This is a genomic window from Parasphingorhabdus marina DSM 22363 (assembly GCF_900128895.1).
In the GTDB taxonomy this organism is placed as follows: Bacteria; Pseudomonadota; Alphaproteobacteria; order Sphingomonadales; family Sphingomonadaceae; genus Parasphingorhabdus; species Parasphingorhabdus marina.
In genome coordinates this window covers 1,192,187-1,215,221 of record NZ_FSQW01000001.1, presented here as the reverse complement: position 1 = coordinate 1,215,221, position 23,035 = coordinate 1,192,187, and the positions used below count along the sequence as shown (strand labels likewise).

Here is a 23,035-nt window from a genome sequence, read left to right as displayed (position 1 = left end):
GGGCGATACGCATCCAACAGAAGGGAATTTTCATGCGCACGTCCACTTTAAAGAAACTTACCGCAGCGACTGCGGTTCTGCTCGCCTCCACTGCCACGCCGGCACTGGCCCAGGAAGTCGAATCCTCGGGCATCACCATTTCCGGAAACGCAGCGGTCACCTCTGACTATCGCTTCCGCGGCCTGTCTTTCTCTGACGGCGACATTGCCATCCAGGGCGGAATCGACGTCGCTCACGAAAGCGGGTTCTATATCGGCACCTGGGGCTCTTCGATTGAAGACAGTCCGACATTCGGACATACCGAGCTGGACCTCTATGCTGGCTGGTCAGGAGACGTGACAGACGGCCTCACTCTTGATGTCGGTCTGCTCTACTATTTCTACCCCAATGGTGAAGGCGGGGTCGCTGGTCCCAGTGATTATTTCGAACCCTATGCTTCGGTTTCCACCACGCTCGGTCCTGTCGAACTGACAACCGGGATTGCCTATGCCTGGTCGCAATCCAGCCTGGGCAACAGCGACAATGTCTATATCTATACTGGGGTTTCCGGCGGCATTCCGGACACGCCGATCACGCTCAATGCCAATATCGGCATCAACGAGGGATCGCTCGGCAATCCGGCCGGTGTCGTCGGCGTAGATGACTATGTGGACTGGAGCCTCAGTGCAGACTGGGCGCTGACAGAAAACCTGACAGCCACCGTCGCTTATACGGATACCGATGCACCTTCGATCAACAATTTCACGGACAGTGCGTTCGTGTTCACACTCGGTGTCGCATTCTGATCCGCTTCGGGTTCTGATTCACAACCAGTTTCGTCACCAATCAGGCCGCTCCGGAAACGGGGCGGCCTTTTTCAGCTTGCCGCAACCAGCTTGCGCGTCACTGCACTCTGCGGATCGGTGATGACCGTCTCCATGTCCCCGCATTCGACAATCCAGCCTTCATCCAGCACGATCACCCGGTGACACAGCCGCCTCGCCGCGGCAATGTCATGGGTGATGAACAATATGCTCAGGCGGTTGCTGTCGCGCAATTCGCCCAGCAACTGCAAAATACCCGATCCGATCAACGGGTCGAGAGCGGATGTCGCTTCATCCAGAACCAGCATGTCGGGATCGGCAGCCAACGCCCTGGCAATGGCCACACGCTGGGCCTGGCCGCCCGACAGGCTGGCCGGAAACCGCTCTGCCTGGTCTTCAGAAAGTCCGACTTTGCCCAGCAAGTCCCGAATCTTCTCGATCCGTTCTTCCGGCAACATGTCCGGGCGCAGAAATCCGAGCGGTTCGGCGATAATGTCCGCAACAGTCCATTGCGGATCCAGACTGGCGACAGGATCCTGAAAAACGGGCTGCACCAGTTTCCGCATCCGCTGGCTGCGCCCTCGGCGTTCAGGCAACTCTTCACCTTTCCACCGGATCGTTCCTGCCGTGACGGGACCAATGCCGGCTATCGCCCGGCCGAGGGTCGATTTTCCCGAACCGGACCCCCCAACAATGGCCAGCGCTTCGCCTTCCCCCACTTCGAAATCCGCATCGACCAGCGCCTGTATCGTCCCGCGCCGCCAGCCTGGCCTGGGGAAGGAAACCGTCAGGGCCTCCGCAACCAGTTGCCGGTCTCCCACCGGCGGCAAGCGAGGTGGCGGCTCGTTCAGGTCGGGGATCGCGGCGATCAGTTCCCGGGTCACATCCTCTTGCGGCTCGGCAATCAGGCTGGCGGCGGGTCCGCGTTCCACAACCCGGCCCTTGTCCATAACCACCAGTTGATTGGCGTGATCCGCCACCGCAGCCAGATCATGGCTGACCAACAGCAAGCCCAGTCCTTGCTCGGCGCGCAACCTGTCCAGCAGGTTCATGATCTCCCGGCGCAGTGTCGCATCCAGAGCGCTGGTCGGTTCGTCGGCAATCAGCAATTTCGGATCGTGAGCAATGGCCGCCGCGATCATCACACGCTGACGCTCGCCGCCTGACAGCCGATGCGGAAACTGGTCGAGCCGTTCGTCCGCGCGTGACAATCCGACCCTTTCCAGTTGCCGGGCCAGTTCTGATCGGGACGGTCGCGGCCCTCCGGCCTGGGTCGTGGCCTCGTGCAATTGGGCACCTACTGTCAAATGCGGCGTCAGGGCGGTCAACGGCTGCTGAAACACAAATCCCGCCAATTGGCTCCTGGCTTCGCGCAGCTGGGCGGCAGCGGCATTGGCCAGATCACGGCCATCCAGCAGTACCTGGCCCGAGAACCGGCCCGGCGTCAGCCCGAAGGGCGTCAGACAGGTCAGGCTTTTGCCCGAACCCGAAGCGCCGATAATCGCCGTGCACTCCCCGGCCCGGACATCCAGGTCCACGCCCTCGACCAGGCGGTTGTCACCGATCATGATCCCGAGATCGCGGATTTCATAGAGGCTCATGAATAGACATCCCGAAGCCGTTCCCCCTCGATCGTCAGACAGACGAGTATCAGAACCAGCACGCCGCCGGGCAAAAACAGCCCGAGCGGGGCCATGTCCATGTCATCCGCCCCTTCCTTGACCAGGATTCCCAGCGAAGTCAGCGGCTCCTGCACACCGAGACCGAGGAAGGACAGAAAGCTCTCCACCATCACCACTTGCGGAATGGTGAGCATCAGATAGGCAAGCGCAACACCGGCGATATTGGGCAGGATATGGCGCAGGATGATGGCAAGCGGCGGGGCGCCCGCAGCTTCGGCGGCGAGTATGAACGGGCGCTCCTTGAGTGCCATGACCTGCCCCCGCACCACGCGCGCCATGGTCAGCCACTCGACCAAGCCGATGCCGACAAAAACAAGCAGGATCGAACGCCCGAAAATCACCATCAGCAAAATGACAATGAACATGAAGGGCAGCGCATAAAGGGCATCGACAAAGCGCATCATGGCCTCGTCTACCCGGCCGCCGATCCATCCGGCCGTTGCACCCCAGGCGATACCAATGACCAGCGATACCAGGGCTGCGGCCACAGCAACCATGACGGTTATCTGTGTACCCGCCATCAACCGCGCAAGCCGGTCGCGGCCAATATCGTCGGTCCCGAATATATGGCTACCGGTAAAGGCCGGTGCGCGGACCGCATCCCAGTCGATCTGCTCATGGCTCCAGGGCAGGACGAATGGCAGGATCAGCGCCAGTCCCACGAGCAGGAAAACGGTCCACAAGGGCCAGTGGCGGAGGCGCAGGATCCGCTTCATGATTCCCGCATCCGCGGATCCAGCCAGCCGTAGATCAGGTCGGCAAACAGGTTGAACAGGATGATCAGCGCCGCATAGATCGTCACCACACCGAGCACCAGGGGATAGTCCCGGTTGAGCGCGCCCTGGACGAAATAACGCCCCAGTCCGGGGAGCCCGAAGACCGTTTCCACAACCACGGCCCCGGTCAGCAATCCCGCCGCGGCCGGACCGAGATAACTGGCCACGGGCACCAGCGACGGCCGCAGCCCGTGTCGGAGGAGAATCCGGCTCTCTGGCAATCCCCGGGCCCGTGCCGTACGGATATGATCCTGTTTCAGGACCGATGCCAGACCGGCCCGGGTGAGCTTGGCAATCGCCCCCGCGACGGGCAAGGCCAGCGCGGTTACCGGCATGATCAGCCAGGCGACCCCATCACCGCGCCCCGACACCAGCAACAAGCCCAGCCAGAGCCCCAGAAACAAGGCCAGCGCCGGGCCGGTGACAAAGGTCGGCAAGGCCGTCGCCACGGTAGCGAGCATCATGATCGCCTTGTCCGTCGCCTGTCCGGCACGGATTGCGGCCAGCAGCCCGAGAGAAACACCAACCAGCATGGCGAGGATGACCGCCAGACCTCCGAGCGTCAGCGAAACGGGCAGACCCTGCGCGACCAGTTCGGTGACGGTGAAATCGCGATAGACCAGCGATGGCCCGAAATCGCCCTGCACGAGCCGCGAGACATAGATCCATGCCTGTTCCCAGATCGGCCGGTCCAGCCCGTAGGCCGATTGCAGCGCCGCCCGGGTCTCCGGTGCCAGCGGCCGTTCTCCGTCAAACGGACCGCCGGGCGCCAGCTTCATCAGGACAAAGGATACCAAAATGATCCCGAGCAATGTGGGAATGGCTGTCAGCAGCCGCCTGGCAACCAGCGCCAGCATCCGGATCTACAGCGCCATCTGTCCGAAACAGGCCCGCACTTCCGCGACAAACAGGTCGGGGACCTCCATCGCGGCAAAATGACCGCCACGTTCGGGCTCGCCCCAATATTGCAGATCCTTGAACCGGTGTTCGGCCCAGCGCCGTGACGGCGTCATGATCTCGTTGGGAAAGATACTGCAGCCGGACGGCATCACCACCGGATCCACATTGGGATTGCCGAAACTCTCGCGATACAGCCGCGCCGAGGACGCCCCGGCATTGTTCAGCCAGTAGATCATGACATTGTCGAGCAGCCGGTCGCGGTTGAAACTGTCATCCGGCGTATTGGCGCCGTCCGACCAGCCCTGAAATTTTTCCATGATCCACGCCATCTGGCCGACAGGAGAATCCGCCAGACCATAGCCGAGTGTCTGCGGCTTGGTCTTCTGGATCTCGGCATAGCCGGCCCCCTCTGTCTGGTAGCTGGCGAAATGCGCCAGCGAAGCCTGTTCCTCAGAGGTCGGGCTTTGCATGACCGATGCGGGCGGCGCCCCCACAACCACCAGATTGATATGGATTCCCGCGCAATGGCCGAGATTCTGGACGCCAATGGCCGACGTGACCAGCGCGCCCCAGTCGCCGCCCTGGGCAAAATAGCGGTCATATCCCAGCCGCAGCATCAGTTCGTCCCAGGCCTGGCCAATTTTCTCCGCGCCCCAGCCAGTGACTGCGGGTTTGCCCGAAAATCCGTAACCGGGCAGCGAGGGAATGACCAGATGACAGGCATCTTTTGCCTCTCCGCCATGCGCCACCGGATCAGTCAGCGGGCCGATGACATCGAGAAACTCCACAATCGATCCCGGCCAGCCATGGGTCATGATCACCGGCCGGGCACCCGGCTCGGGCGAACGGATATGCATGAAGTGGATGTCCACGCCATCAATTTCGGTCATGTGGTGCGGATACCGGTTGAGCGCTGCCTCGCACTGCCGCCAGTCATAACCCGACCGCCAATGGGCCGCGACGTCCTGGACATAGGAGAGCGGAATTCCCTGCGACCAGTCGTTCACCGGCTCCGGATCCGGCCAGCGCACCCGGTCCAGCCGGTCGTTCAAATCCGCCAGCGCAGAGTCCGGTATCTCGATGCGAAAGTCCCTGATCACGTCACTCATCGCCTGTCCCCTTCACAATCCGGCTGTTATCCTGACCCCGTCCCGGTCAAATCGCAAGGTCACAGGGTCGGAACCGGTGCCTCGCCTGAATAGTCGTAAAATCCCTTGCCGGTCTTGCGGCCGAGCCAGCCGGCTTCGACATATTTGACGAGCAGCGGGGCCGGGCGATATTTCGGGTCGCCAAAATCATTCTGCAGAACCCGCAGGATTTCAAGCAGCGTGTCCAGTCCGATCATGTCGGCCAGGGTCAGCGGCCCCATCGGGTGACCGAGCCCCAGTTGCACACCGCGATCAATATCTTCCATCGAGGCCGTCCCTTCACCCAATGCAAAAAATGCCTCGTTGAGCATCGGCAGCAGGATGCGGTTGACGACAAAACAGGGCGAGTCCTTGACCAGGACCGGCTGTTTGCCCAGCGCCTTCGCAAAATCGCTGGCGGTGGCCGCTGTCTGGTCACTGGTGGCGAGGCCGCGAATGACCTCGACCAGCCCCATTAGTGGCACGGGATTGAAGAAATGCACACCGATGAAGCGCGATGGATCCTTTACCGACTGGGCCAGCCGGGTGATCGAGATCGAAGAGGTGTTGGAAGCCAGAATGGCCTGGTGACCCAGGATTTCGGAAGCGGCGGCAAAAATCTGTCGCTTGATATCCTCGCGCTCGGTGGCTGCTTCGATGATCATGTCAGCGCTGGCCATCGGGTCCAGCGCACCGACAGTCTGGATGCGGTTCAGCGCCGTTTCGGCGGCCTGCTGTTCGATCTTTTCCTTTTCGACAAGCCGCGCCAGCTGCCGGGCGATGCCGGCTTTGCCCTTTTCGGCAATCTCCTGATTCATGTCCGACAGAAAGACATGATAGCCGGCCTGTGCGGACACCTGTGCAATGCCTGCACCCATTTGTCCCGAGCCGATGATACCGATCGTTTTCACTGCGCTTTCCTTCCTGATTCCCTGTCGTTTCACAAGGCACTAGCGATTGTCGATCAAACTGGCTAGATTGCAAATATGCCCCCGATTGTTTCTGCCATATCTGTTCTGGTTCTGGCTGCCGCAGCTGATGTCGGCCAGCCCTTGCCGCAGCCACCCGTGATGCCGGCACCCGGCAAGATTGAAGTGTTCAAAGACTGGGCCGTGGGTTGTGACAATGGCCGCCAGTGCCGCGCCATTTCCTTCGCCGGGGAGAGCAGTTCCGGTTTTGCCGAATGGGGCGGACCGATCAGCATCGTGCGAACCGCCGGGCAGGATGACATCTTGCGGGTCAGGGTGCTGGTCAACAGCCAGGTTGACGAAATCGATCGCTATCAGATGCTGGTGGATGGCGAACTGGTCGACACCGGCCCGATCGCGGACGGCGACTATCCGATCGAGATTGTTGGCGAAGATGCCAAGAAAGTTGCCCTCGCCATCGCGCGCGGTCAGGAACTGATCGTCACTGACCCCAATGGCGAAACACTGACGAAAGTATCGCTTGCCGGGTCAGCCGCTGCCCTGCGCTATATGGATCAGAAACAGGAACGCGCCCGGACGAAAACGGCTCTGGTGGCAAAAGGATCTCGCAATTTTGAACCGGTGGATACACCTATACCGGTTGTTCCGGTCACACGCTGGTCCAAGTCGGAGCGGATTCCCGCGACCACGGAAATCGTCCGGCTGGCGGAAAATTCGCCCTGCAAGGACGAGCGCTTTGGTGTGGTCGAAGACCAGGCCTATCCTTTGGGCCAGAAAGCGGGCCGGTACCGTGCGCTGGTCCTGATCGCCTGTGGTTCGGGTGCCTATAATTTTTCCAGCTCCGCCTATATCGGCGAGATATCCGGCAAGGAATCCGATGGCGCCCGCTGGCGCTTCACCCCGGCTGAATTCGACGTGCAACCCGCGTGGGCCGGGGAAGGCCGTCCGGCTCTGCTGGTCAATGCTGGCTGGGACGAGAAGGAACAGCTGCTTGGCAGCTTTGCCAAGGGACGTGGTCTCGGCGATTGCGGCAGCGCGGAAAGCTATGTTTGGGATGGCGAAAAGTTTCGACTGATCGAGGCCAGCAACATGCCGGAATGTCGTGGGGCCTATGAATGGATTACGACCTGGCGGGCGTCCTATCAGATGGTCGAACCGCTCGCCGGACAGGATGCCCCGTCCGGCGGCTGATTCCGGCGCGCCTCAGGGTGCGTGCTTGAATGGACGCGCTTCAGCCAAAATCAGGGAAAAATAATCATTTTCATCGCTCCAGTCCCGGACCGGTGACCAGCCCGCGGCACGGAGCATCAGCCGCGCGTCACGCAAACCATATTTGTGACTGTTCTCGATATGAATGCGCTCCCCCGCTTGCATTCTGACATCATGGCCTTCGACCGCAAAAGATACGTCTGACCGGGCCTCAAGGAAAATTTCTATCCGGGCATAGAGATCGTTCCAGACCGCGACATGGGCAAAATCGCCGACCGGGATATCCGCATTCAGTTCACGGTTGATGCGATGCAGCAGGTTCAGGGAAAATTCGGCGGTAACACCGGCACTGTCATCATAGGCGGCAACCAGCATGTCCTCGTCCTTGATTCGGTCAAACCCGATCAGCAGATAGGCGCTCTGCCCCAGGGTCTCACGCATCGAACGCAGCAGGTCGACCGAGGTCCGGGCCACCATGTTGCCGATCGTCGAACCCGGGAAAAAGCCCAGCTTGGGCAGGCCTGCCACGTCATCGGGAAGCTGCAGCGGGTGCATGAAATCCGCTTCGAGCGGATGGATCGGCAGTTCCGGAAATCTCTCCTGCAGATCATCTGAACTCGCGCTCAGGAATTCCCCCGAAATATCGATTGGCACATAGGCGGAAGGTGCAACGGCGCGCAGCAGATGGGGGGTTTTGGTCGAGCTGCCGGATCCGAATTCCACTACCGCCCGGCCATGACCGATATGGGCACCAACATCACCGCTGAAATTTGCCAGCAAGGCGGTTTCGGTCCGGGTGGGATAATATTCCGGCAGTTCGGTAATCTGTTCGAACAGTTCCGAACCCCGGCGATCGTAAAGCCAGCGCGCCGGAATCGCAAAGCGCTCTCCGGCAAAGCAGCTGATCACGTCGTTGCGGAAGCCCGAATCGACGGCCGTTTTGATCATGTCCATGAAAGTGTCCGTCCTTGGCGGTTTGGGGGATTATCGGGAAAATCAGAGATCTTTGGCGAGGCGCAGACCGGTAAATTGCCAGCGCTGGTGCGGGTAGAAAAAATTGCGGTAACTGGGACGGACATGACCAGGCGAAGTGGCCTGGCTGCCGCCACGCAGCACGAACTGACCGGACATGAACTTGCCGTTATATTCGCCGACCGCGCCTTCCGCTGCCCGGAATCCGGGATAGGGCCGATAAGCACTGCCGGTCCACTCCCAGACTTCGCCCGTGCCAGGGAGGTCGCCTGTCTGTGCCACCGCTTCCCATTCTGCCTCGGTCGGCAGACGCGCCCCTGCCCAGCTCGCATAGGCATCCGCTTCATACAGGCTGAGATGGCGGACCGGTGCAGCGGGTTCCAGCGGCTGGTCTCCCTCCAGTCCAAAGATATTCCAGCCGCCATTGTCGGCCGGGCTCCAGTATAATGGGGCATCAATCTGTTCCGCCTGGACCCAGGCCCAGCCATCCGACAGCCAGTGCCGCGGCTCGCGATACCCGCCATCCGCGATGAAGGCACACCATTCCCCATTGGTGATCGGACGGTCGGCAATGGCAAAGGGGGTGAGCAGCACCTGATGGCGTGGCCCTTCGCAGTCGAAAGCAAAGCCCTGACCATCATGCCCGATTTCCTGAATGCCATCCGGTCCGGTATTCCAGTTCATCGATCCGGGTTCGACCGCATGCAGGCTGGGCCGGGATGTATGCCGGTAAGCCGGACGCAGCGGATTGCAGGAAAACAGATGCAGGATATCCGTCAGCAACAGCTCCTGATGCTGCTGCTCATGATGCAGGCCCAGCTCCACAAGCTCGAGAAGCTTTTCGGAAAAATCGGGAATGGCCTGTTCCATCGCGTTATCGACATGCGCACGATAGGCGCGGATTTCATCCAGCGACGGCCGGGTCAGCATGCCCCGTTTCGGCCGCGCATGGCGCGCGCCTTCGGCCTCGTAATAGCTGTTGAACAGATAGGCATAGCTGTCGTCAAAAGCCTGATATCCCGGCCGGTTGTCGCGCAGCAGGAAGGTTTCGAAAAACCAGCTGGTATGTGCCAGATGCCACTTGGCGGGCGAAGCGTCCTCCATCGACTGGACCGTGGCATCGGCATCGCTGAGCGGTGCAGCCAGAGCGAGGCTGTGGGCGCGAATTTCGCGGTAGAGTTGCTGAAGTGCTTTGCCGGTGGTCAGGTTTTCGAAAGGCCCTCCCGGCGCCAGCGGTGTTTCAGCCAGTTCTGTTTCGATATTGCTGGCGATCAATCCTACTCCGGTTTTTCGGCGTTCCGGCTGGAACATAGCGCGAACAGCAAGAGGGTCAACCGCTTATATATGCGCCGCCCTGGTGCATTTTTTCGATTTGCGCTGCATTTTTGCAGCCCAATGCCCCGATCAGCGCGATGCGCCCGGGACCCATAAAATGTCGTCCTTGCCACCCCTGTTGGCGGCGCGCGCCAGCACGAAGAGAAAGTCGGACAGCCTGTTGACATAGGCAAGGGCCAGGGGGTTGATCACCAGTGTCCCTGCTGCCGAAACCAGTGTGCGTTCCGCCCGCCGGGCGACGGCGCGAGCGAGGTGAATGGCTGCGGCCGCATCACTGCCACCGGGCAGGATGAAGCTGGTCAGCGGGTCGAGATCTGCATTGACCCGGTCAATATCCGATTCCAGACGCTCGACCTGCGAAGCCGTTATCCGGAGCACCATTTCGGAAGGGGTGAAATCCTCGTCCTCACCGGCTGGTGTTGCCAGATCGGCGCCGAGATCGAACAGGTCATTCTGGATCACCCGCAATGTCTGGACGGTTTCCGGTGTTTCAATCGCACAAATCGCCACGCCGATGACGCTGTTGAGTTCGTCAACATCACCAATGGCCGCCATCCGCGCATCATCTTTGGCAATGCGGGAACCGTCCACGAGCCCCGTCGTGCCATCATCTCCGGTTTTGGTGTAGATCTTGTTCAGCTTGACCATGAAGTGCCGGTCAGGTCTGGCCGCCCGCCATCAACAGCAGCAGCGCCACCAGAATAACGGCTATGGCCTGATATTTGACCCGGGCGAACATCATCTGGTTCTGCTTTTTGTGGGAAGCGGTGATACCCTCGGCATCAACATCGTCGGGTTCCATATTGGCAAAGGCGATCAGGCCTTTCACCAAAGCATAAACAACGGCACCAGCGGCCAGCACGATCATGGCGATAATTACAATGTTCATAGGTCAGACTTAGTCCTTCGACAGCGTGATTCCAACAGGGAATGTCTTTTTGCGCAAATCACTGACTAATTCTTGCCCGCAAACACCCTGTTCCCGCAATACGGCCAATGAGGCAGACTTGCGGCTTTTGGACAATTTGTTGCCGGTTTCATCGAGCAACAGACGGTGATGCCAATAGTCCGGCACCGGCAGATCCAGCAGGCCCTGCAGGATACGATGGACATGGGTCGAGGCCCGCAGATCTTCTCCCCTCACCACATGCGATATTCCGTCTGCAGCATCGTCCAGCACGACCGCCAGATGGTAACTGACCAGCAATTCCCTGGGCCGGAGAATGACATCGCCGAGCACCGCCGCATCGACCTGCTCCGTGCCGAATCGCCGGTCATGCCATTGCAGCTCCCCCAGATGGCGCAACGCCTTGCCGCTGTTCAGCCGCCAGCTGTGCGCTTCTGTCTGTCTGCGACTTTCGACCTCTTCCACCGGCAGCTCACGACAGGTTCCGGGATAAAGCGGGCCATCCGGCCCTGATTCCAGCCCTCCCTGTTCCTCAAGCCGGCGCAGATCGGAGCGGCTGCAGAAACAGGGGTAGACCATTTCCATGGCGACCAGTCGTTTCAGCGCCGCAGCATAGCAGTCAAATCGCCGGGACTGGAACAGCGGCTCTTCGTCGAACGTCAGACCCAGCCAGGCCAGATCTGCGAAAATGGCATCGACATATTCCTCCTGGCATCTTTGTGTGTCGATATCCTCGATCCGCAACAGGATTTTGCCACCCTCTGCCCGGGCAAAGTCGTGGGCCATGACCGCGGCATAAGCGTGCCCCAAATGCAACAACCCGTTGGGGCTGGGCGCAAAACGGACCACCATATCTTGCTTCATATAGACTCTTGACGCAGCACGCGCGATGATGTTGTCATACGCTGGAATGTAATGACCATGACATGTTCTTGCGGCTAAAAGCCCGGACAGTCAAAGGGAGCAGGGAATTTATGTATCATCCGGATCTGGTTCGTCACCCGGAAAGTTGCCCGTCACTCGTTTTGAATGCGGATTATACCCCGCTGTCCTATTATCCGCTGAGCCTGTGGCCCTGGCAAACGGCCATCAAGGCGGTTTTTCTCGACCGGGTCGACATTGTATCCAGCTATGAACGGGAAGTGCACAGCCCCAGCGTGGACATGAAAATCCCTTCGGTCATCGCGCTCAAAAACTATGTCAAACCCTCCGAATATCCGGCATTTACGCGGTTCAATCTGTTCCTCCGGGACCGTTTCACTTGCCAATATTGCGGTTCGGAGGACAATCTCACGTTCGATCATGTCGTGCCGCGCCGGCAAAAGGGACGCACGACATGGGAAAATGTCGCCACGGCCTGCCTGCCTTGCAATCTGAAAAAAGGCGGACGGACGCCGAAAGAGGCACATATGAGTCTGGCGAAACAGCCGATCAAGCCGACCAGCTGGCAGTTGCAGGAACATGGCCGGGCTTTTCCGCCCAATTTCCTGCACGAAACCTGGCATGACTGGCTCTACTGGGATATCGAACTCGAGGGCTGACCGGATTACTGCCCAAAATCGCACGTTGTTTCAGAATTCCGGCGAATGACAAATGCATCTTTATTTGGATAGTGGTGCACCGGTGCGCGGTTGCATAGAAAACTCCAAACTTTTATTGCAGTTCAGTGCCAAGACATGATATTTAATTTCACAGATGAAATATTGACGAAAATTTTCGTTGGAAGTTCTGACGGTAAAAACAATCACAATTCGGCCGTTGTTCCCGCTTCGGGTCTCGCTGAAAAAAACGTCTGCCATCCGCCATTTCACCCCTCCCCGGGATGCCGGAACAATTCAATGGCCCGGGAGTTTCCGATGACCATTGCAAAAAGGGGAAGCGCAACATGAAATATTCGGACAAGGCTGATCGCAATCAAAATGCCGTGTCGAATCACGAATCCGCCGATCCCATCAAGGATCTTGCCAAGATGATCCTCTTGCAAAACAGGAAGCGAAAACAGTTCATGCAGCAGCTGGACTGGGGAGAGCCCGGCTGGGACCTGCTTCTGGATCTTTTTGTTGCAGAATCAGAGCGCATGGACAGCTCCGCGACCGCGCTTGCCGAGCGGAACAATATGCCGCTTTCATCCGTTCGCCGATATCTGGCGTTGCTGGTCGAACGTGGTTTGCTGACGCAGGCATCTGCCAACGAGCCGAACTGGCGATTGACACAAACGGCCAAGCACGGGCTTGTATCATGGGTTCGGGATGCCATTGGCTCGATGGCAAATCATCGATAAGCCTGTCACGGTTGCCCTTCAGCGGAGTTTGCACGGGAACGAAACAGGATACCCGGCTCGGATCAGCGCCCAGCTTCGGCCAGCAATGTCAGCAGCAATATCTGAATAGCGACATGGGCGTCGCGATTTTCCCAGGATTCATTTGGGGCGTGAGCATTGCGGCTGATTCCGCCCCGGTTCATCGTCACCGCCGGAATGTCGAGCGAAAGCGGGATATTGGCATCGGTGGACGATGCACTGACCCGCGGCTCAACGCCAAGATGACGCATGGCGGCGCTGGCATGGTGGAACAAATTGCTCCCCTCGCTGCTGCTGCCCGCCGGCCGTTTACCCACCGACCGAATGTCCAGATTCAGTGCCGCGTTACCGGCGCGGCGACGATTTTCTGAATCAAGCGCTTCATTCATTGCCTTGTGAAACGCGGTGTCCAGCTCTTCCAGCTTCGTCACGTCCGCCGAGCGCATGTCGACCTCCATCCAGCTGCTGAACGGGATCGAGTTGATTGAGGTCCCGCCACCGATCCGCCCGATCGAAAACGTGGATTTGGTTCCTTTTGCCGAAATCTCACGACCCGCCTGCGTAAAGCGGGTGATGGCATCGCCCAGTGCCTGGTGCGGATGGGCGCGGCCAAATGCGCCATAGGAATGACCGCCCGGACCGCTGAACGTTACCCGGTATCGGTTGGACCCAACAGCTTCGGTTACCAGCCGGTCGGGGGAGCCACCGTCAACGGCGATAAAACTGTCAATCTCTGGTCCGCCGTCGCGGAACAGGTGGCGCACGCCCCGCAGATCACCAAGCCCCTCCTCACCGACCGATCCGACGAAGAGAATATCGGCATCCGTCGAAAGCGCGTGCTTTTCCATGATCTCAGCCAATGTCAGCAAGACGATCAACCCGCGTGTATTGTCACCTATTCCCGGTGCATGGTAGATATTGCCTTCCCGGCGTACTGTGACGTCGGTTTCTTCCGGGAAAACCGTATCGATATGCGCAACCACTGCGATGGTTCGATCGCCGGACCTGCCCGGGCGCCTCGCCACGGCGTTACCCACGGCATCCAGCTGCGCGTTTTCCAGCCCGGCGGCTCTTAATCCTTCCACCAGTTTTTTCGCGCGCGCGACTTCCTTGAATGGCGGGGCGGGAATTTCGGTCAAGGCAATCAAGCGCTCGACATTATAGGCATCCATTACCTCGATCGACCGGAAAGCGGACCGGACCCGAGGATCCTGTGACAATTTTCCGATCACCTGCTCGGCTCCGGCAGTGTCAACCTTCACCGGCCCGTCCACCCCCCGGGCATGCGCCGAAACTATCGAAAAACCGCTCAACTCTGGCAATCCAGCCAACAGGGTCAAAATCACAGCTTGGACAATTTTCATGTGGTGAGCTCCCCGAAATGTAATCGTCGTTTCTTCTGCGAAAATTGGCGGGAAAGCAAATTCGGATATGGAATGACCTGATGTCATCCCAGCATGGGCTTGACGGACCTTGCCTCCATCCGCAACAGCGGTAGGGCAATCCACAAATTCCCGTGCACAGGATCCGCTGTTGGACAACAAGGACATTTTTCGCTTTCTTTCAGACGCACTGAACAAAGGTCAGCGCTGCGTGCTGGTCACGGTGGCCAGCGTATCCGGGTCTTCGATGCGCGATCCGGGAGCGCATATGGCGGTGAGCGACGACGGCCGTTTCACAGGATCGCTATCCGGCGGATGTATCGAAGCGGCAGTTGTCGCCGAAGCGCAAAGCGTATTGGCAGAAAACTGCCCGCGCGTGGTCCGGTTCGGAGAAGGCTCGCCCTATCTGGATATCCGCCTGCCCTGCGGTGGCGGCCTCGACATTCATTTCCTGCCAATTGGCGACGATGGGCTGGTGGCACATTGTAACGACGCCCTCGCCCGCCGAGAGCCCTTCGGATTACGCCTGCCCTGCAACTCTGGCGCCGGTGAGTTTCTTGAAGAGCCGCGAGAAACGGTCTGGCGTCAGGATCAGGACCATGTGGAAGTCGCGCACTGGCCATCGCCGAAGCTGCTGATTGCAGGTCACGGTGCGGCCAGCGTCAAGGTCGCCCGCATGGCGGAATCCATGAAAATGGACGTAGCCTTCCATTCCTCCGACGAGCAGCTGGTCAAGGAGCTGGACGAGGGGGGATTTGAGGCGCGCCTGTTGAAAACGCCCCGGGATACTGCTCAGCTCTCTGCCGATCCATGGACAGCGATCATATTCATGTTCCACGATCATGACTGGGAGGGCCATTTGATGGAGCATGCACTGGGGCTTCCGCATTTCTATATCGGAGCCATGGGCGGCAAACTGGCTCATGCCCGGAGAAAGGAAACGCTGGCCGCGCTCGGGGCAACAGCCGAGCAGATTGCATCAATCCATGCGCCGATCGGCCTGTTCCATTCCTCGCGCGACCCCGACACGCTGGCGCTGTCCGTGGTGGCGGAAGTTACGGCGGAATATCATCGTTCCATGTGCCGCCGCAGCAGCGAAGAATGACAATTTTGTCAGGGGTAGCGGCGGACAATCTGCTGGTCAATCGGTCAGATTGCGCCTATAAGTTGCAGATTGCCATGCAAACAAGGTGAGCACATTTTCATGATCAAGCTGAATGTTAACGGCACGACCCAGGAGGTCGACGTCGATCCGAACACACCCATTCTCTGGGTTGTCCGGGAAAATCTCAAAATGTCCGGCACCAAATTCGGCTGCGGCATCGCCCAGTGCGGCGCCTGCACAGTGCATCTTGATGGCAAGCCAATCCGCAGTTGCTCGACACCCGTCTCTGCCGCCGAAGGCAAGGCGATCACCACGATCGAAGGTCTGGCCGCCGAAGACGGGACGCTTACCAATGTGCAGCAAGCCTGGATATCGGAGCAGGTCCCGCAATGCGGTTATTGCCAGTCCGGCCAGATCATGTCCGCGACGGCGCTGCTCCGCGACAATCCCAGTCCCAGTGACGAGCAGATCGATGCAGCCATGAAGGGCAATATCTGCCGCTGCGGTACTTATCCGCGAATCCGGAAAGCGATCAAGGTCGCGGCTGGTGCAAAAACCGCCAGCACAGAGGAGGCGTAATCATGGGCAAGTGGACAAGACGAGCCTTTATTGGCGCCGGTGTACTGACCGGCGGCGCCCTGGTGGTTGGCGTGGCTGTTCGCCCGGGTAACCCGGTCGACGAACTGAAGGGCACGCTGGCGAAAGGCGAAGGCGAAGAGCTGATCAACAGCTGGGTCAAGATCGGCACCGATAATGTCGTGACTGCGATCGTCCCCCATGCCGAGATGGGACAGGGCGCGCATACCGCCCTTGCCCAGATGCTGGCCGACGAGCTGGATGCCGACTGGGACAAGGTCGAAATCATGGAAGCGCCGGGCATCGGCAAATTTGTATCCGCCGATATTGGCCGGGAATTTCTCGCACCGACACTGGAAGTGCCGGCGATACTCGAACCCACGGTACAAGGTTCGTTTCTGAAGCTGGCCCAGGCGATGAACCTGCAAATTACCGGTGGCAGCTTCTCGATCCGCGGCACCGGGCAACGTGGCATGCGGACAGCGGGAGCTGCCGCACGCGAGATGCTCATGGCTTCGGCTGCAGACGAATGGGATGTACCGGTCAGCGAGATCCGGACCGAAAAGAGCATGCTCATTCACGACAAGTCCGGAAAATCCGAACCCTATGCAACCTTTGCGGCGGCAGCGGCCGAACAGAGCCTGCCCGCCAAACCAAAGCTGAAAAATCCTAAGGATTTCAAATTGATGGGCAAGCCAATAGCCCGTAAAGACATTCCGCCCAAGGTGGATGGCAGCGCGATTTTTGGTGTCGATGCCGATATTCCCGACATGAAATATGCGGCGGTCAAGGCAGCTCCGGTCGTCGGCGCCACCGCCGATTCCATCGACGCGGCCACGGCCAGGGCCATGCCCGGCGTCCTGCAAATTCTCAATATGGGGGATTTTGTCGCGGTGATCGCGGATGGCTACTGGCAGGCCCAGCAGGCGCTGAACAGCGTGCAAACCAAATGGTCGGCTACAGAGGGCGACAGTCTGGATCAGGACGCGATTTTTGCCCGTTATACAGCGGCGCTGGACGACGCCGGAACTGACGGCGGCGATGTGGAAACCGAAGAAGGGGATACCGGAAATGCCTTTGCCTCGGCCGATATCCAGCTCGAAGCGGAATATAAGGCGCCGTTCCTCGCGCATGCCACGATGGAGCCAATGAATTGCACGGCATGGCTGCGTGACGGCAAATGCGATGTGTGGACCGGCACGCAGTCTCCGCTGGGCGCCCGTTCAACCATAGCCGACACGCTCGGCATCGACATGGAAAATGTCACTCTGCACAATGCCTTTCTCGGCGGCGGCTTTGGACGCCGGTCGGAGGAAGACGCCATTGTGATGGCCGTCAGACTGACCAAGGCCGCGGGCTATCCGGTCAAGGTCATCTTCTCGCGCGAAGAAGATACCCAGCAGGATTTCTATCGCCCCTCCGCAATGAGCCGGTTCAAGGCCGGACTCGACAAGGACGGCAAAGCGGTCAGCTGGGACAATATTCACACGCATTTGTTTGACCCGGCCGATGCACCGACCGTCCCCTATTACAATATCGCCAATCACCGGATCCGGAAGATCGACGTGCCGATGCATTTGCGCTTTGGCCCCTGGCGATCGGTCGACCACAGCCAGCAAAGCTATTTCATCGAATCCTTTGTCGACGAAATGGCCCATGCCGCGAACAAGGATCCCTATGAATATCGCCGCGAACTGCTCGCGGGATCACCGCGGCATCTGGCCGTTCTGGACGGCGTGGCCGAAATGTCGGACTGGGGCAGAGAGCTTCCCGAAAAGCACGGCCGCGGCATTGCCTTTGTCCCGTCATTCGGCACGATTGTCGCCGAGGTTGCCGAGATTGACATGAGCGGGCCGAAGCCCCGGGTCACCAAGGTATTCTGCTGCGCCGATCCTGGCTATGCGATGAACCCGGACGGGTTTGCCGCACAGATGGAAAGCAGTATTATCTATGGTCTGACAGCTGCCCTTTATGGCGAAATCTCGGTCAAGAACGGCGCGGTCCAGCAAAGTAATTTCCACAATTACAAGATGCTCCGCATCGACGAGTCCCCGGAAATTGCGGTGAAGATCATCAATGGCGATGCCAAGCGGCTGGGCGGTGCGGGAGAACCCGGATTGCCCCCACTGGCCCCGGCCGTCACCAATGCGGTATTCGCTGCAACCGGCAAGCGCTTGCGGGAATTGCCCCTAGCCAAACACAAATTTGCCTGATCAATCCGAGCGGAGTTCCCGAATGAAAATCTCAACACACGTGATGGCCGTCGGTCTGGCATTTGCACTGGCAAGCTGTGGCAGCGACCCGGCACCCGGACCGGTCGAACAGATTGTCGTGCGCGAACCCGGTGAGGCGGCACAGCCAGTCGCCGCTGCGACGGATGAAGAAGCAGGTACGGAAACGGATCTGGTCGCAACCGGTGAAACCGTATTTGCCACCTGCTCGGGCTGCCATGCGGTGGAACCCGATGCTGCGGCCATGGCCGGCCCCAATCTTGCCGGCATTGTTGGCGCGAAAGCAGGTGCGGTCGAAGGCTTCCCCTATTCCGAAGCGCTTCTGGCATCGAGGCTGACCTGGACCGAGGCCGAGCTGGATGCCTATCTGGCCGACCCGACAGGAAAGGTTCCCGGCACCACCATGGTGGCCGGCGCCCTGCCCGATCCGGACCGGCGCAAGGCGGTGATCGCCTGGCTGGCTACCACCGGGTCGGATTAACGACCGGGGCATCTGCACCCCATGGCCGGTTCACATCGCATCTGCGCGGCTCTGCTGGCCGCCGGGCAGTCCCTCCGGTTTGGCGAACAGGACAAGCTGGCGCAGGATCTGCACGGCCGAAAGCTGGGTCTCCATGTGGCCGAAACGTTGCAAAACATGGATTTTGCAGACAAAATTGCGATTGTTTCGTCTGACTCATGCTTGTGTATTCCTGCCTGGACCAACCTGGGCTTTGACATTGTGATGAATCCGGAGGCGCGTGCCGGGATGGCCACATCGGTCGCACTGGCCGCCCGTCATGCGCAACAGATGGAAGCGGATGGCCTGCTGATCTGCCTCGCGGACATGCCCTTTGTGTCGGGCGCCTTGCTGGATCAGCTCGTTGCGGCGTTCCGCAACGAGAGTACCGGTGCAATTCTGTGTGCCACCGAAGGTGACAAACGCTCTCCCCCTGCCCTGTTCGGATCCCGGCATTTTGCCAAGCTGGCCAGTCTGTCCGGCGACGCCGGCGCGCGGGATCTGATCGCAGAGGCCAGGGTTATTGCTGCTGCCCCACACGAGCTGACGGATATTGATACGCCTGCGGAGCTGGAACAGTGGAATGGTCGTCCCCTCCCCTGAGAGGGCTGCTCTCCCGGACAAACGGCATTTCCCTTCGCTGCGGGATATGCTCTAGTTACTGATCTTTAGGGGAAGGAACGCTTTTGGACAGCAGCAGTCTTTTGTTCACGCTTGTCAGCTGCCTGTTCTTCATGGGTCTGGTGGCATGGATCAGCTGGCGCCGGACGCGCGGCACGGTCGAGGACAAGGACGGATATTTTCTCGCCGGACGCGGGCTGAGCAGCGTCTTCATTGCCGGTTCGCTGCTGCTGACTAATTTGTCGGCCGAACAGCTGATTGGGCTGAATGGCTCGGCCTATGGCTATAATCTGTCAAGCATGGCCTGGGAGGTAACCGCAGCGGTCGCGACGATCGCGATGGCGCTGATCTTCCTGCCCCGCTATCTCGCCGGCGCCTTCACAACCCTGCCCGAGTTTCTCAACGACCGTTTTGACAACACGGTGCGGCGGATGTCGGTGATCCTGTTCATGCTGGGCTACGGACTGGTGACAATTCCTTCGGTGCTCTATTCCGGCTCCATCGCGGTGATGCAGCTGTTTGACATCCCCCAGCTCACCGGTCTCGACTATTTCCCGGCGCTGGTCGTCACCGTGGTAGCTATCGGAGCTATCGGCTCGGTTTACGCGATATTTGGCGGGCTGAAGGCGGTTGCAGTCTCGGACACCATCAACGGGATCGGCCTGCTGATCATCGGTGTTCTGGTTCCCGTCCTCGGCCTGATCGCTCTGGGCCAGGGAGATTTCGGCGACGGACTGTCCCGTCTGGTCAGCGATCATCCCGAAAAGCTCAATGCGATTGGCGGCGCGGACGACCCCACACCCTTCGGGACACTGTTTACCGGCATGCTGTTCGCCAATCTGTTCTACTGGTGCACCAATCAATATGTCATCCAGCGTACGCTAGGTGCCGCATCGCTTGCGGAAGGGCAGAAGGGCGTCCTGTTTTCCGGCTTTTTCAAGGTCCTGGTGCCGTTCATGATGATGATTCCCGGTGTCATTGCCTATCATCTCTACGGCCCCGGCCTCGGATCGATTGACCAGGCCTATCCGCGCCTGATCCGCGATGTGCTGCCGGTCTATCTCTCGGGCTTTTTCCTCGCTGTCCTGCTCGGTGCGGTCTTCAGTTCGTTCAACTCGCTGCTCAACAGCGCGGCGACCCTGTTTGCCCTGGATGTCTATGGGCCCTGGTCCCGCACAAAGCCGGAAGGCAAGCAGCTGGTCCGGGTCGCCAAAATCGCTTCCATTGTCATCGCCCTGTTCTCCTTCCTCGTCGCGCCCCTGCTCTATTTCGCCGAGCAAGGGTTATGGCAGGTTATCCGGGTGTTTACCGGTTTCTACAATATCCCGACCGTGGTGATTGTGATCGTCGGCCTGTTCACAACGCGGGTGCCGGCGCTGGGTGCCAAGCTGGTCATCCTCTTCCACGTCACCGCCTATGGGCTGCTGCGCTTCGTCTTTGATGACGCGATCACGATCCATTTCCTCCACCAATATGCCATACTGTTCGTGATAGAGGTCGGCATCATGCTCGCTGTCGGTGCCTGGCAACCCCGAGAAAAGGCGTGGGCGTTCACCAGCAACAGCAAGGTCGACATGACCCCCTGGGCCTTTGCCCGGCCGCTGGCTTTCACTCTCTTTTCCTGTGTGGTGGCGCTCTATCTGCTGTTTTCCGATATCGGCCTGGCTTCAGGACAGGGTCTGCAACTGCCCTTTGTCGTGGCGCTTTCAGCGCTGGTCGCCTGCAATCTCGCCTACTGGGTGTGGAAAGCGAAGGCCGAGCCCCGGTCCGAAGCGGCAATCAGCTGATCAGAGAGGCCAGCACCCGGCGTTTCCCGGAAAACGGGCGCCGGCCGTGCATGACCAGAAAATTGTCGACCAGCACGACGTCGCCCGACTGCCAGGGCATGTCAAAGGTCAGGTCATCCGACAGCCGGATCGCTTCCGTCATGTCCGTCAGGGTGATCGGTTCACCGCCACCGAAGCGAATCGCCCGGGACGGATCATTGCGGCTGTCCGACCAGCCGCGAAAGGCGGCGATCAACTGATTGAAAAAGACCGTCCGGCCATCGCGCAGTTGCCGCACGGCATCGAGTACGGGCGTCGTCGCGCGCAGGCTGTCATCTTCCTGCCATTCCCAGTCATAGCCCAGTTTGCGCAAGCGGGTTTCGGCGTCCTCGCGGGATGTCGCATCCAATGTACTGCGCCAGCTGCGCCCCTGCCCGGAACCGACATCGTCGCTGGCCGGCATGATATTGGTATAGCGCACGCCCTCACGTTCGAGCCGATCGACAAAGGCCCGGTCACTCTGCCGCAGCCGGTCGAGGAGGATATCCGATCGGCACAGCGGCGTCGCGCCGCCTTCATCAGCCGCGATTTCGCAGAAGAAGAACAGTTTCGAGGGGTAGATCGGGGTCTGCGCCATTTCGTGATGGAGATAGATGCTGGTATCCGGCGGGGCTTCATTGGCCGTGAACACCCGGTCCGTGACATTGACCCGTACCGCATTGGACAAGGATTCAGCGTAAGTGAAACCGGGTGCACCATAAGCCCGAACTGCTGCGTCAAAGGTTTCGGAGTCTGCCACGTCAAAACCGCGAAAGAGGATCGCGCCGCTGGCGGCAAGCTGTTCGCTGACGACAGTTCCGTTGGCCGCGAGATAGTCCGGCAGACTGCTGGAACCAGCCAAGACATGTGGAAACTCGACGCCATTCCATTGCTGCAATGTCAGGGCAATTTCAGTCATAGATCGGGTGAAAGCTGTCAAAAGCCTGCTCGCAGAACACGCCGGGATCGTTGAAGCGGCGATTGCGGTTGAGCGCGGAAATCGCCGCCATCTCGTCTTCGGACAGACTGAAATCCGTGATCGCCAGGTTTTCCCGCATGCGCTCGGGGTTAGTGCTTTTGGGAATGATCGACGTGCCGCGCTGTGTCGCCCATCGGAGTACGATTTGCGCTGGAGTCTTGCCATGCCGGGCGGCGGCCTTGGTGACAGCGGGGGCATTGAGAACGGTGTCATTCTCCCCCGCCATGTCAAGTTCAACATAGGATAGCGCACCAAGTGGTGAGAAGGCAGTAACGGCAATCCCGTAATCTCTCGCAAGGCGGATCAGCTTCTCCTGGGTCAGATAGGGATGCGCCTCGATCTGCAGCACCGCCGGCTTGATGCGGGCATAGCTCATCAGGTCGTGGATCAGCGCGCTATTATAATTGCACACGCCGATCTGACGCGTCAGACCTTTGTCCTGCAACTCTTCCATCGCGCGCCAGGTCTGGTGCAACGGCACCGCCGCCCGCTGCATGACCGGTTTGTCCGCGTCCGGATCATGGATCCATTCCGGCGGATAGCGTTGTTCAAAAGGCACAAATTCGAGTGCGATCGGGAAATGGATCAGATAGAGATCGAGATATTCCAGCCCCAGATCCGCAAGCGACTTGCGACAGGCCGCTTCAACATGTTCGGGCGCATGACAGGTGTTCCAGAGCTTGGAGGTGATCCACAGCTCGTCGCGGGAACACAGGCCGTCCGCCATGGCCGCGGCAAGGCCTTCACCAACCGCTTCCTCATTGCCGTAATCGGCCGCGCAGTCGAAATGCCGGTATCCGGCGCGCACGGCTTCCAGGATCGTGGCCCGGCAATCTTCCGACGCAACTTTCCACAATCCAAAACCTGTCTGAGGCATATCCATGTCGTGCGGTCTTCC

General features: G+C 59.6%; 23 protein-coding genes. 10 read left to right on the top strand and 13 right to left on the bottom strand.

Annotation, left to right across the window (positions count from 1 at the left end):
- Positions 1-32: 32 nt before the first annotated feature.
- Positions 33-785 (top strand): TorF family putative porin, encoded by a 753-nt coding sequence (locus BUQ90_RS06205; RefSeq protein WP_074204182.1) that lies wholly within the window; start codon positions 33-35, stop codon positions 783-785.
- Positions 786-856: 71 nt separating this feature from the next.
- Here BUQ90_RS06205 and BUQ90_RS06200 read toward each other — a convergent pair whose 3' ends face one another.
- Genes BUQ90_RS06200 through BUQ90_RS06180 form a run of 5 tightly spaced genes read right to left on the bottom strand, consistent with a single transcriptional unit; the run spans position 857 to position 6,199 of the window.
- The gene (locus BUQ90_RS06200; protein ID WP_074204181.1) at positions 857-2,404 is read right to left on the bottom strand and encodes an ATP-binding cassette domain-containing protein; all 1,548 of its coding nucleotides are present in this window, start codon (positions 2,402-2,404) and stop codon (positions 857-859) included.
- The gene (locus BUQ90_RS06195; RefSeq protein ID WP_074204180.1) at positions 2,401-3,201 is read right to left on the bottom strand and encodes an ABC transporter permease; all 801 of its coding nucleotides are present in this window, start codon (positions 3,199-3,201) and stop codon (positions 2,401-2,403) included. Before BUQ90_RS06195 ends, BUQ90_RS06200 begins: the two co-directional genes overlap by 4 nt.
- A complete protein-coding gene (locus BUQ90_RS06190; protein WP_074204179.1) occupies positions 3,198-4,118 on the bottom strand; it encodes an ABC transporter permease in 921 nt (306 codons plus the stop codon). Before BUQ90_RS06190 ends, BUQ90_RS06195 begins: the two co-directional genes overlap by 4 nt.
- 6 nt (positions 4,119-4,124) lie before the next feature.
- Positions 4,125-5,270: an epoxide hydrolase family protein gene (locus tag BUQ90_RS06185; RefSeq protein WP_074204178.1), complete on the bottom strand. Its 1,146-nt coding sequence runs from the start codon at positions 5,268-5,270 to the stop codon at positions 4,125-4,127.
- A 59-nt stretch (positions 5,271-5,329) separates the two neighbouring features.
- Positions 5,330-6,199 (bottom strand): 3-hydroxyacyl-CoA dehydrogenase family protein, encoded by an 870-nt coding sequence (locus tag BUQ90_RS06180; RefSeq protein ID WP_074204177.1) that lies wholly within the window; start codon positions 6,197-6,199, stop codon positions 5,330-5,332.
- A 75-nt stretch (positions 6,200-6,274) separates the two neighbouring features.
- Here BUQ90_RS06180 and BUQ90_RS06175 point away from each other — a divergent pair, with 75 nt between their 5' ends.
- Entirely contained in the window at positions 6,275-7,408 is a 1,134-nt protein-coding gene (locus BUQ90_RS06175; RefSeq protein ID WP_074204176.1) for a DUF1176 domain-containing protein, read from the top strand.
- 12 nt (positions 7,409-7,420) lie between these two features.
- Here BUQ90_RS06175 and egtD read toward each other — a convergent pair whose 3' ends face one another.
- From egtD to gluQRS, 5 genes are all read right to left on the bottom strand, one after another.
- Positions 7,421-8,380 (bottom strand): L-histidine N(alpha)-methyltransferase, encoded by a 960-nt coding sequence (egtD, locus tag BUQ90_RS06170; RefSeq protein ID WP_143182740.1) that lies wholly within the window; start codon positions 8,378-8,380, stop codon positions 7,421-7,423.
- Between the two features lie 42 nt (positions 8,381-8,422).
- Complete coding sequence (egtB, locus tag BUQ90_RS06165) at positions 8,423-9,565, bottom strand: ergothioneine biosynthesis protein EgtB (RefSeq protein WP_239447394.1); 1,143 nt, start codon at positions 9,563-9,565, stop codon at positions 8,423-8,425.
- A gap of 237 nt (positions 9,566-9,802) precedes the next feature.
- Positions 9,803-10,381, bottom strand: coding sequence for a cob(I)yrinic acid a,c-diamide adenosyltransferase (locus BUQ90_RS06160; RefSeq protein WP_074204175.1), 579 nt, complete (start codon positions 10,379-10,381; stop codon positions 9,803-9,805).
- 10 nt (positions 10,382-10,391) lie between these two features.
- Complete coding sequence (locus tag BUQ90_RS06155; RefSeq protein ID WP_074204174.1) at positions 10,392-10,622, bottom strand: HIG1 domain-containing protein; 231 nt, start codon at positions 10,620-10,622, stop codon at positions 10,392-10,394.
- A 9-nt stretch (positions 10,623-10,631) separates the two neighbouring features.
- Positions 10,632-11,504: a tRNA glutamyl-Q(34) synthetase GluQRS gene (gluQRS, locus tag BUQ90_RS06150; RefSeq protein WP_074204173.1), complete on the bottom strand. Its 873-nt coding sequence runs from the start codon at positions 11,502-11,504 to the stop codon at positions 10,632-10,634.
- 110 nt (positions 11,505-11,614) lie between these two features.
- On the opposite strand from gluQRS, the gene BUQ90_RS06145 reads away from it, so the two are divergent.
- Together BUQ90_RS06145 and BUQ90_RS06135 are read left to right on the top strand one after the other, a co-directional pair.
- The gene (locus tag BUQ90_RS06145; RefSeq protein WP_074204172.1) at positions 11,615-12,181 is read left to right on the top strand and encodes an HNH endonuclease; all 567 of its coding nucleotides are present in this window, start codon (positions 11,615-11,617) and stop codon (positions 12,179-12,181) included.
- A 344-nt stretch (positions 12,182-12,525) separates the two neighbouring features.
- A complete protein-coding gene (locus BUQ90_RS06135) occupies positions 12,526-12,921 on the top strand; it encodes a helix-turn-helix domain-containing protein (RefSeq protein ID WP_159437038.1) in 396 nt (131 codons plus the stop codon).
- A gap of 62 nt (positions 12,922-12,983) precedes the next feature.
- On the opposite strand, the gene BUQ90_RS06130 is transcribed toward BUQ90_RS06135, so the two are convergent.
- Positions 12,984-14,303: a M20/M25/M40 family metallo-hydrolase gene (locus BUQ90_RS06130; RefSeq protein ID WP_204244740.1), complete on the bottom strand. Its 1,320-nt coding sequence runs from the start codon at positions 14,301-14,303 to the stop codon at positions 12,984-12,986.
- A gap of 169 nt (positions 14,304-14,472) precedes the next feature.
- Here BUQ90_RS06130 and BUQ90_RS06125 point away from each other — a divergent pair, with 169 nt between their 5' ends.
- The 6 genes from BUQ90_RS06125 to BUQ90_RS06100 all read left to right on the top strand — a co-directional run bounded on the left by BUQ90_RS06125 (position 14,473) and on the right by BUQ90_RS06100 (position 21,140).
- On the top strand, positions 14,473-15,426 hold the full coding sequence (locus BUQ90_RS06125) for an XdhC family protein (RefSeq protein WP_074204169.1): 954 nt from the start codon (positions 14,473-14,475) through the stop codon (positions 15,424-15,426).
- A gap of 99 nt (positions 15,427-15,525) precedes the next feature.
- Positions 15,526-16,005, top strand: coding sequence for a (2Fe-2S)-binding protein (locus BUQ90_RS06120; protein WP_074204168.1), 480 nt, complete (start codon positions 15,526-15,528; stop codon positions 16,003-16,005).
- A gap of 2 nt (positions 16,006-16,007) precedes the next feature.
- A complete protein-coding gene (locus tag BUQ90_RS06115; RefSeq protein WP_074204167.1) occupies positions 16,008-18,215 on the top strand; it encodes a xanthine dehydrogenase family protein molybdopterin-binding subunit in 2,208 nt (735 codons plus the stop codon).
- 22 nt (positions 18,216-18,237) lie between these two features.
- Positions 18,238-18,714 carry a c-type cytochrome gene (locus BUQ90_RS06110; RefSeq protein ID WP_084192510.1) on the top strand — a complete coding sequence of 159 codons (477 nt, stop codon included), beginning with the start codon at positions 18,238-18,240 and terminating at the stop codon, positions 18,712-18,714.
- Between the two features lie 21 nt (positions 18,715-18,735).
- Positions 18,736-19,335, top strand: a complete 600-nt coding sequence (locus tag BUQ90_RS06105; protein ID WP_074204166.1) for a nucleotidyltransferase family protein — start codon at positions 18,736-18,738, stop codon at positions 19,333-19,335.
- An 83-nt stretch (positions 19,336-19,418) separates the two neighbouring features.
- Positions 19,419-21,140 carry a solute:sodium symporter family transporter gene (locus tag BUQ90_RS06100; protein ID WP_074204165.1) on the top strand — a complete coding sequence of 574 codons (1,722 nt, stop codon included), beginning with the start codon at positions 19,419-19,421 and terminating at the stop codon, positions 21,138-21,140.
- Here the strand turns inward: BUQ90_RS06100 and BUQ90_RS06095 are convergent.
- Both BUQ90_RS06095 and BUQ90_RS06090 read right to left on the bottom strand, forming a co-directional pair.
- Positions 21,133-22,077, bottom strand: coding sequence for a TauD/TfdA family dioxygenase (locus BUQ90_RS06095; RefSeq protein ID WP_074204164.1), 945 nt, complete (start codon positions 22,075-22,077; stop codon positions 21,133-21,135). The genes BUQ90_RS06100 and BUQ90_RS06095 overlap by 8 nt on opposite strands.
- Entirely contained in the window at positions 22,070-23,020 is a 951-nt protein-coding gene (locus BUQ90_RS06090) for an aldo/keto reductase (RefSeq protein WP_074204163.1), read from the bottom strand. The genes BUQ90_RS06095 and BUQ90_RS06090 overlap by 8 nt, the downstream gene beginning before the upstream one ends.
- Positions 23,021-23,035: the final 15 nt, after the last annotated feature.

Bases quoted from the DNA above. Each gene is read 5' to 3' on its own strand.
- BUQ90_RS06205 (WP_074204182.1), top strand. From the start codon at position 33: ATGCGCACGTCCACTTTAAAGAAACTTACCGCAGCGACTGCGGTTCTG.
- BUQ90_RS06200 (WP_074204181.1), bottom strand. From the start codon at position 2,404: ATGAGCCTCTATGAAATCCGCGATCTCGGGATCATGATCGGTGACAAC.
- BUQ90_RS06195 (WP_074204180.1), bottom strand. From the start codon at position 3,201: ATGAAGCGGATCCTGCGCCTCCGCCACTGGCCCTTGTGGACCGTTTTC.
- BUQ90_RS06190 (WP_074204179.1), bottom strand. From the start codon at position 4,118: ATGCTGGCGCTGGTTGCCAGGCGGCTGCTGACAGCCATTCCCACATTG.
- BUQ90_RS06185 (WP_074204178.1), bottom strand. From the start codon at position 5,270: ATGAGTGACGTGATCAGGGACTTTCGCATCGAGATACCGGACTCTGCG.
- BUQ90_RS06175 (WP_074204176.1), top strand. From the start codon at position 6,275: ATGCCCCCGATTGTTTCTGCCATATCTGTTCTGGTTCTGGCTGCCGCA.
- egtD (WP_143182740.1), bottom strand. From the start codon at position 8,380: ATGGACATGATCAAAACGGCCGTCGATTCGGGCTTCCGCAACGACGTG.
- BUQ90_RS06160 (WP_074204175.1), bottom strand. From the start codon at position 10,381: ATGGTCAAGCTGAACAAGATCTACACCAAAACCGGAGATGATGGCACG.
- BUQ90_RS06155 (WP_074204174.1), bottom strand. From the start codon at position 10,622: ATGAACATTGTAATTATCGCCATGATCGTGCTGGCCGCTGGTGCCGTT.
- gluQRS (WP_074204173.1), bottom strand. From the start codon at position 11,504: ATGAAGCAAGATATGGTGGTCCGTTTTGCGCCCAGCCCCAACGGGTTG.
- BUQ90_RS06145 (WP_074204172.1), top strand. From the start codon at position 11,615: ATGTATCATCCGGATCTGGTTCGTCACCCGGAAAGTTGCCCGTCACTC.
- BUQ90_RS06135 (WP_159437038.1), top strand. From the start codon at position 12,526: ATGAAATATTCGGACAAGGCTGATCGCAATCAAAATGCCGTGTCGAAT.
- BUQ90_RS06130 (WP_204244740.1), bottom strand. From the start codon at position 14,303: ATGAAAATTGTCCAAGCTGTGATTTTGACCCTGTTGGCTGGATTGCCA.
- BUQ90_RS06120 (WP_074204168.1), top strand. From the start codon at position 15,526: ATGATCAAGCTGAATGTTAACGGCACGACCCAGGAGGTCGACGTCGAT.
- BUQ90_RS06115 (WP_074204167.1), top strand. From the start codon at position 16,008: ATGGGCAAGTGGACAAGACGAGCCTTTATTGGCGCCGGTGTACTGACC.
- BUQ90_RS06110 (WP_084192510.1), top strand. From the start codon at position 18,238: ATGAAAATCTCAACACACGTGATGGCCGTCGGTCTGGCATTTGCACTG.
- BUQ90_RS06105 (WP_074204166.1), top strand. From the start codon at position 18,736: ATGGCCGGTTCACATCGCATCTGCGCGGCTCTGCTGGCCGCCGGGCAG.
- BUQ90_RS06095 (WP_074204164.1), bottom strand. From the start codon at position 22,077: ATGACTGAAATTGCCCTGACATTGCAGCAATGGAATGGCGTCGAGTTT.
- BUQ90_RS06090 (WP_074204163.1), bottom strand. From the start codon at position 23,020: ATGGATATGCCTCAGACAGGTTTTGGATTGTGGAAAGTTGCGTCGGAA.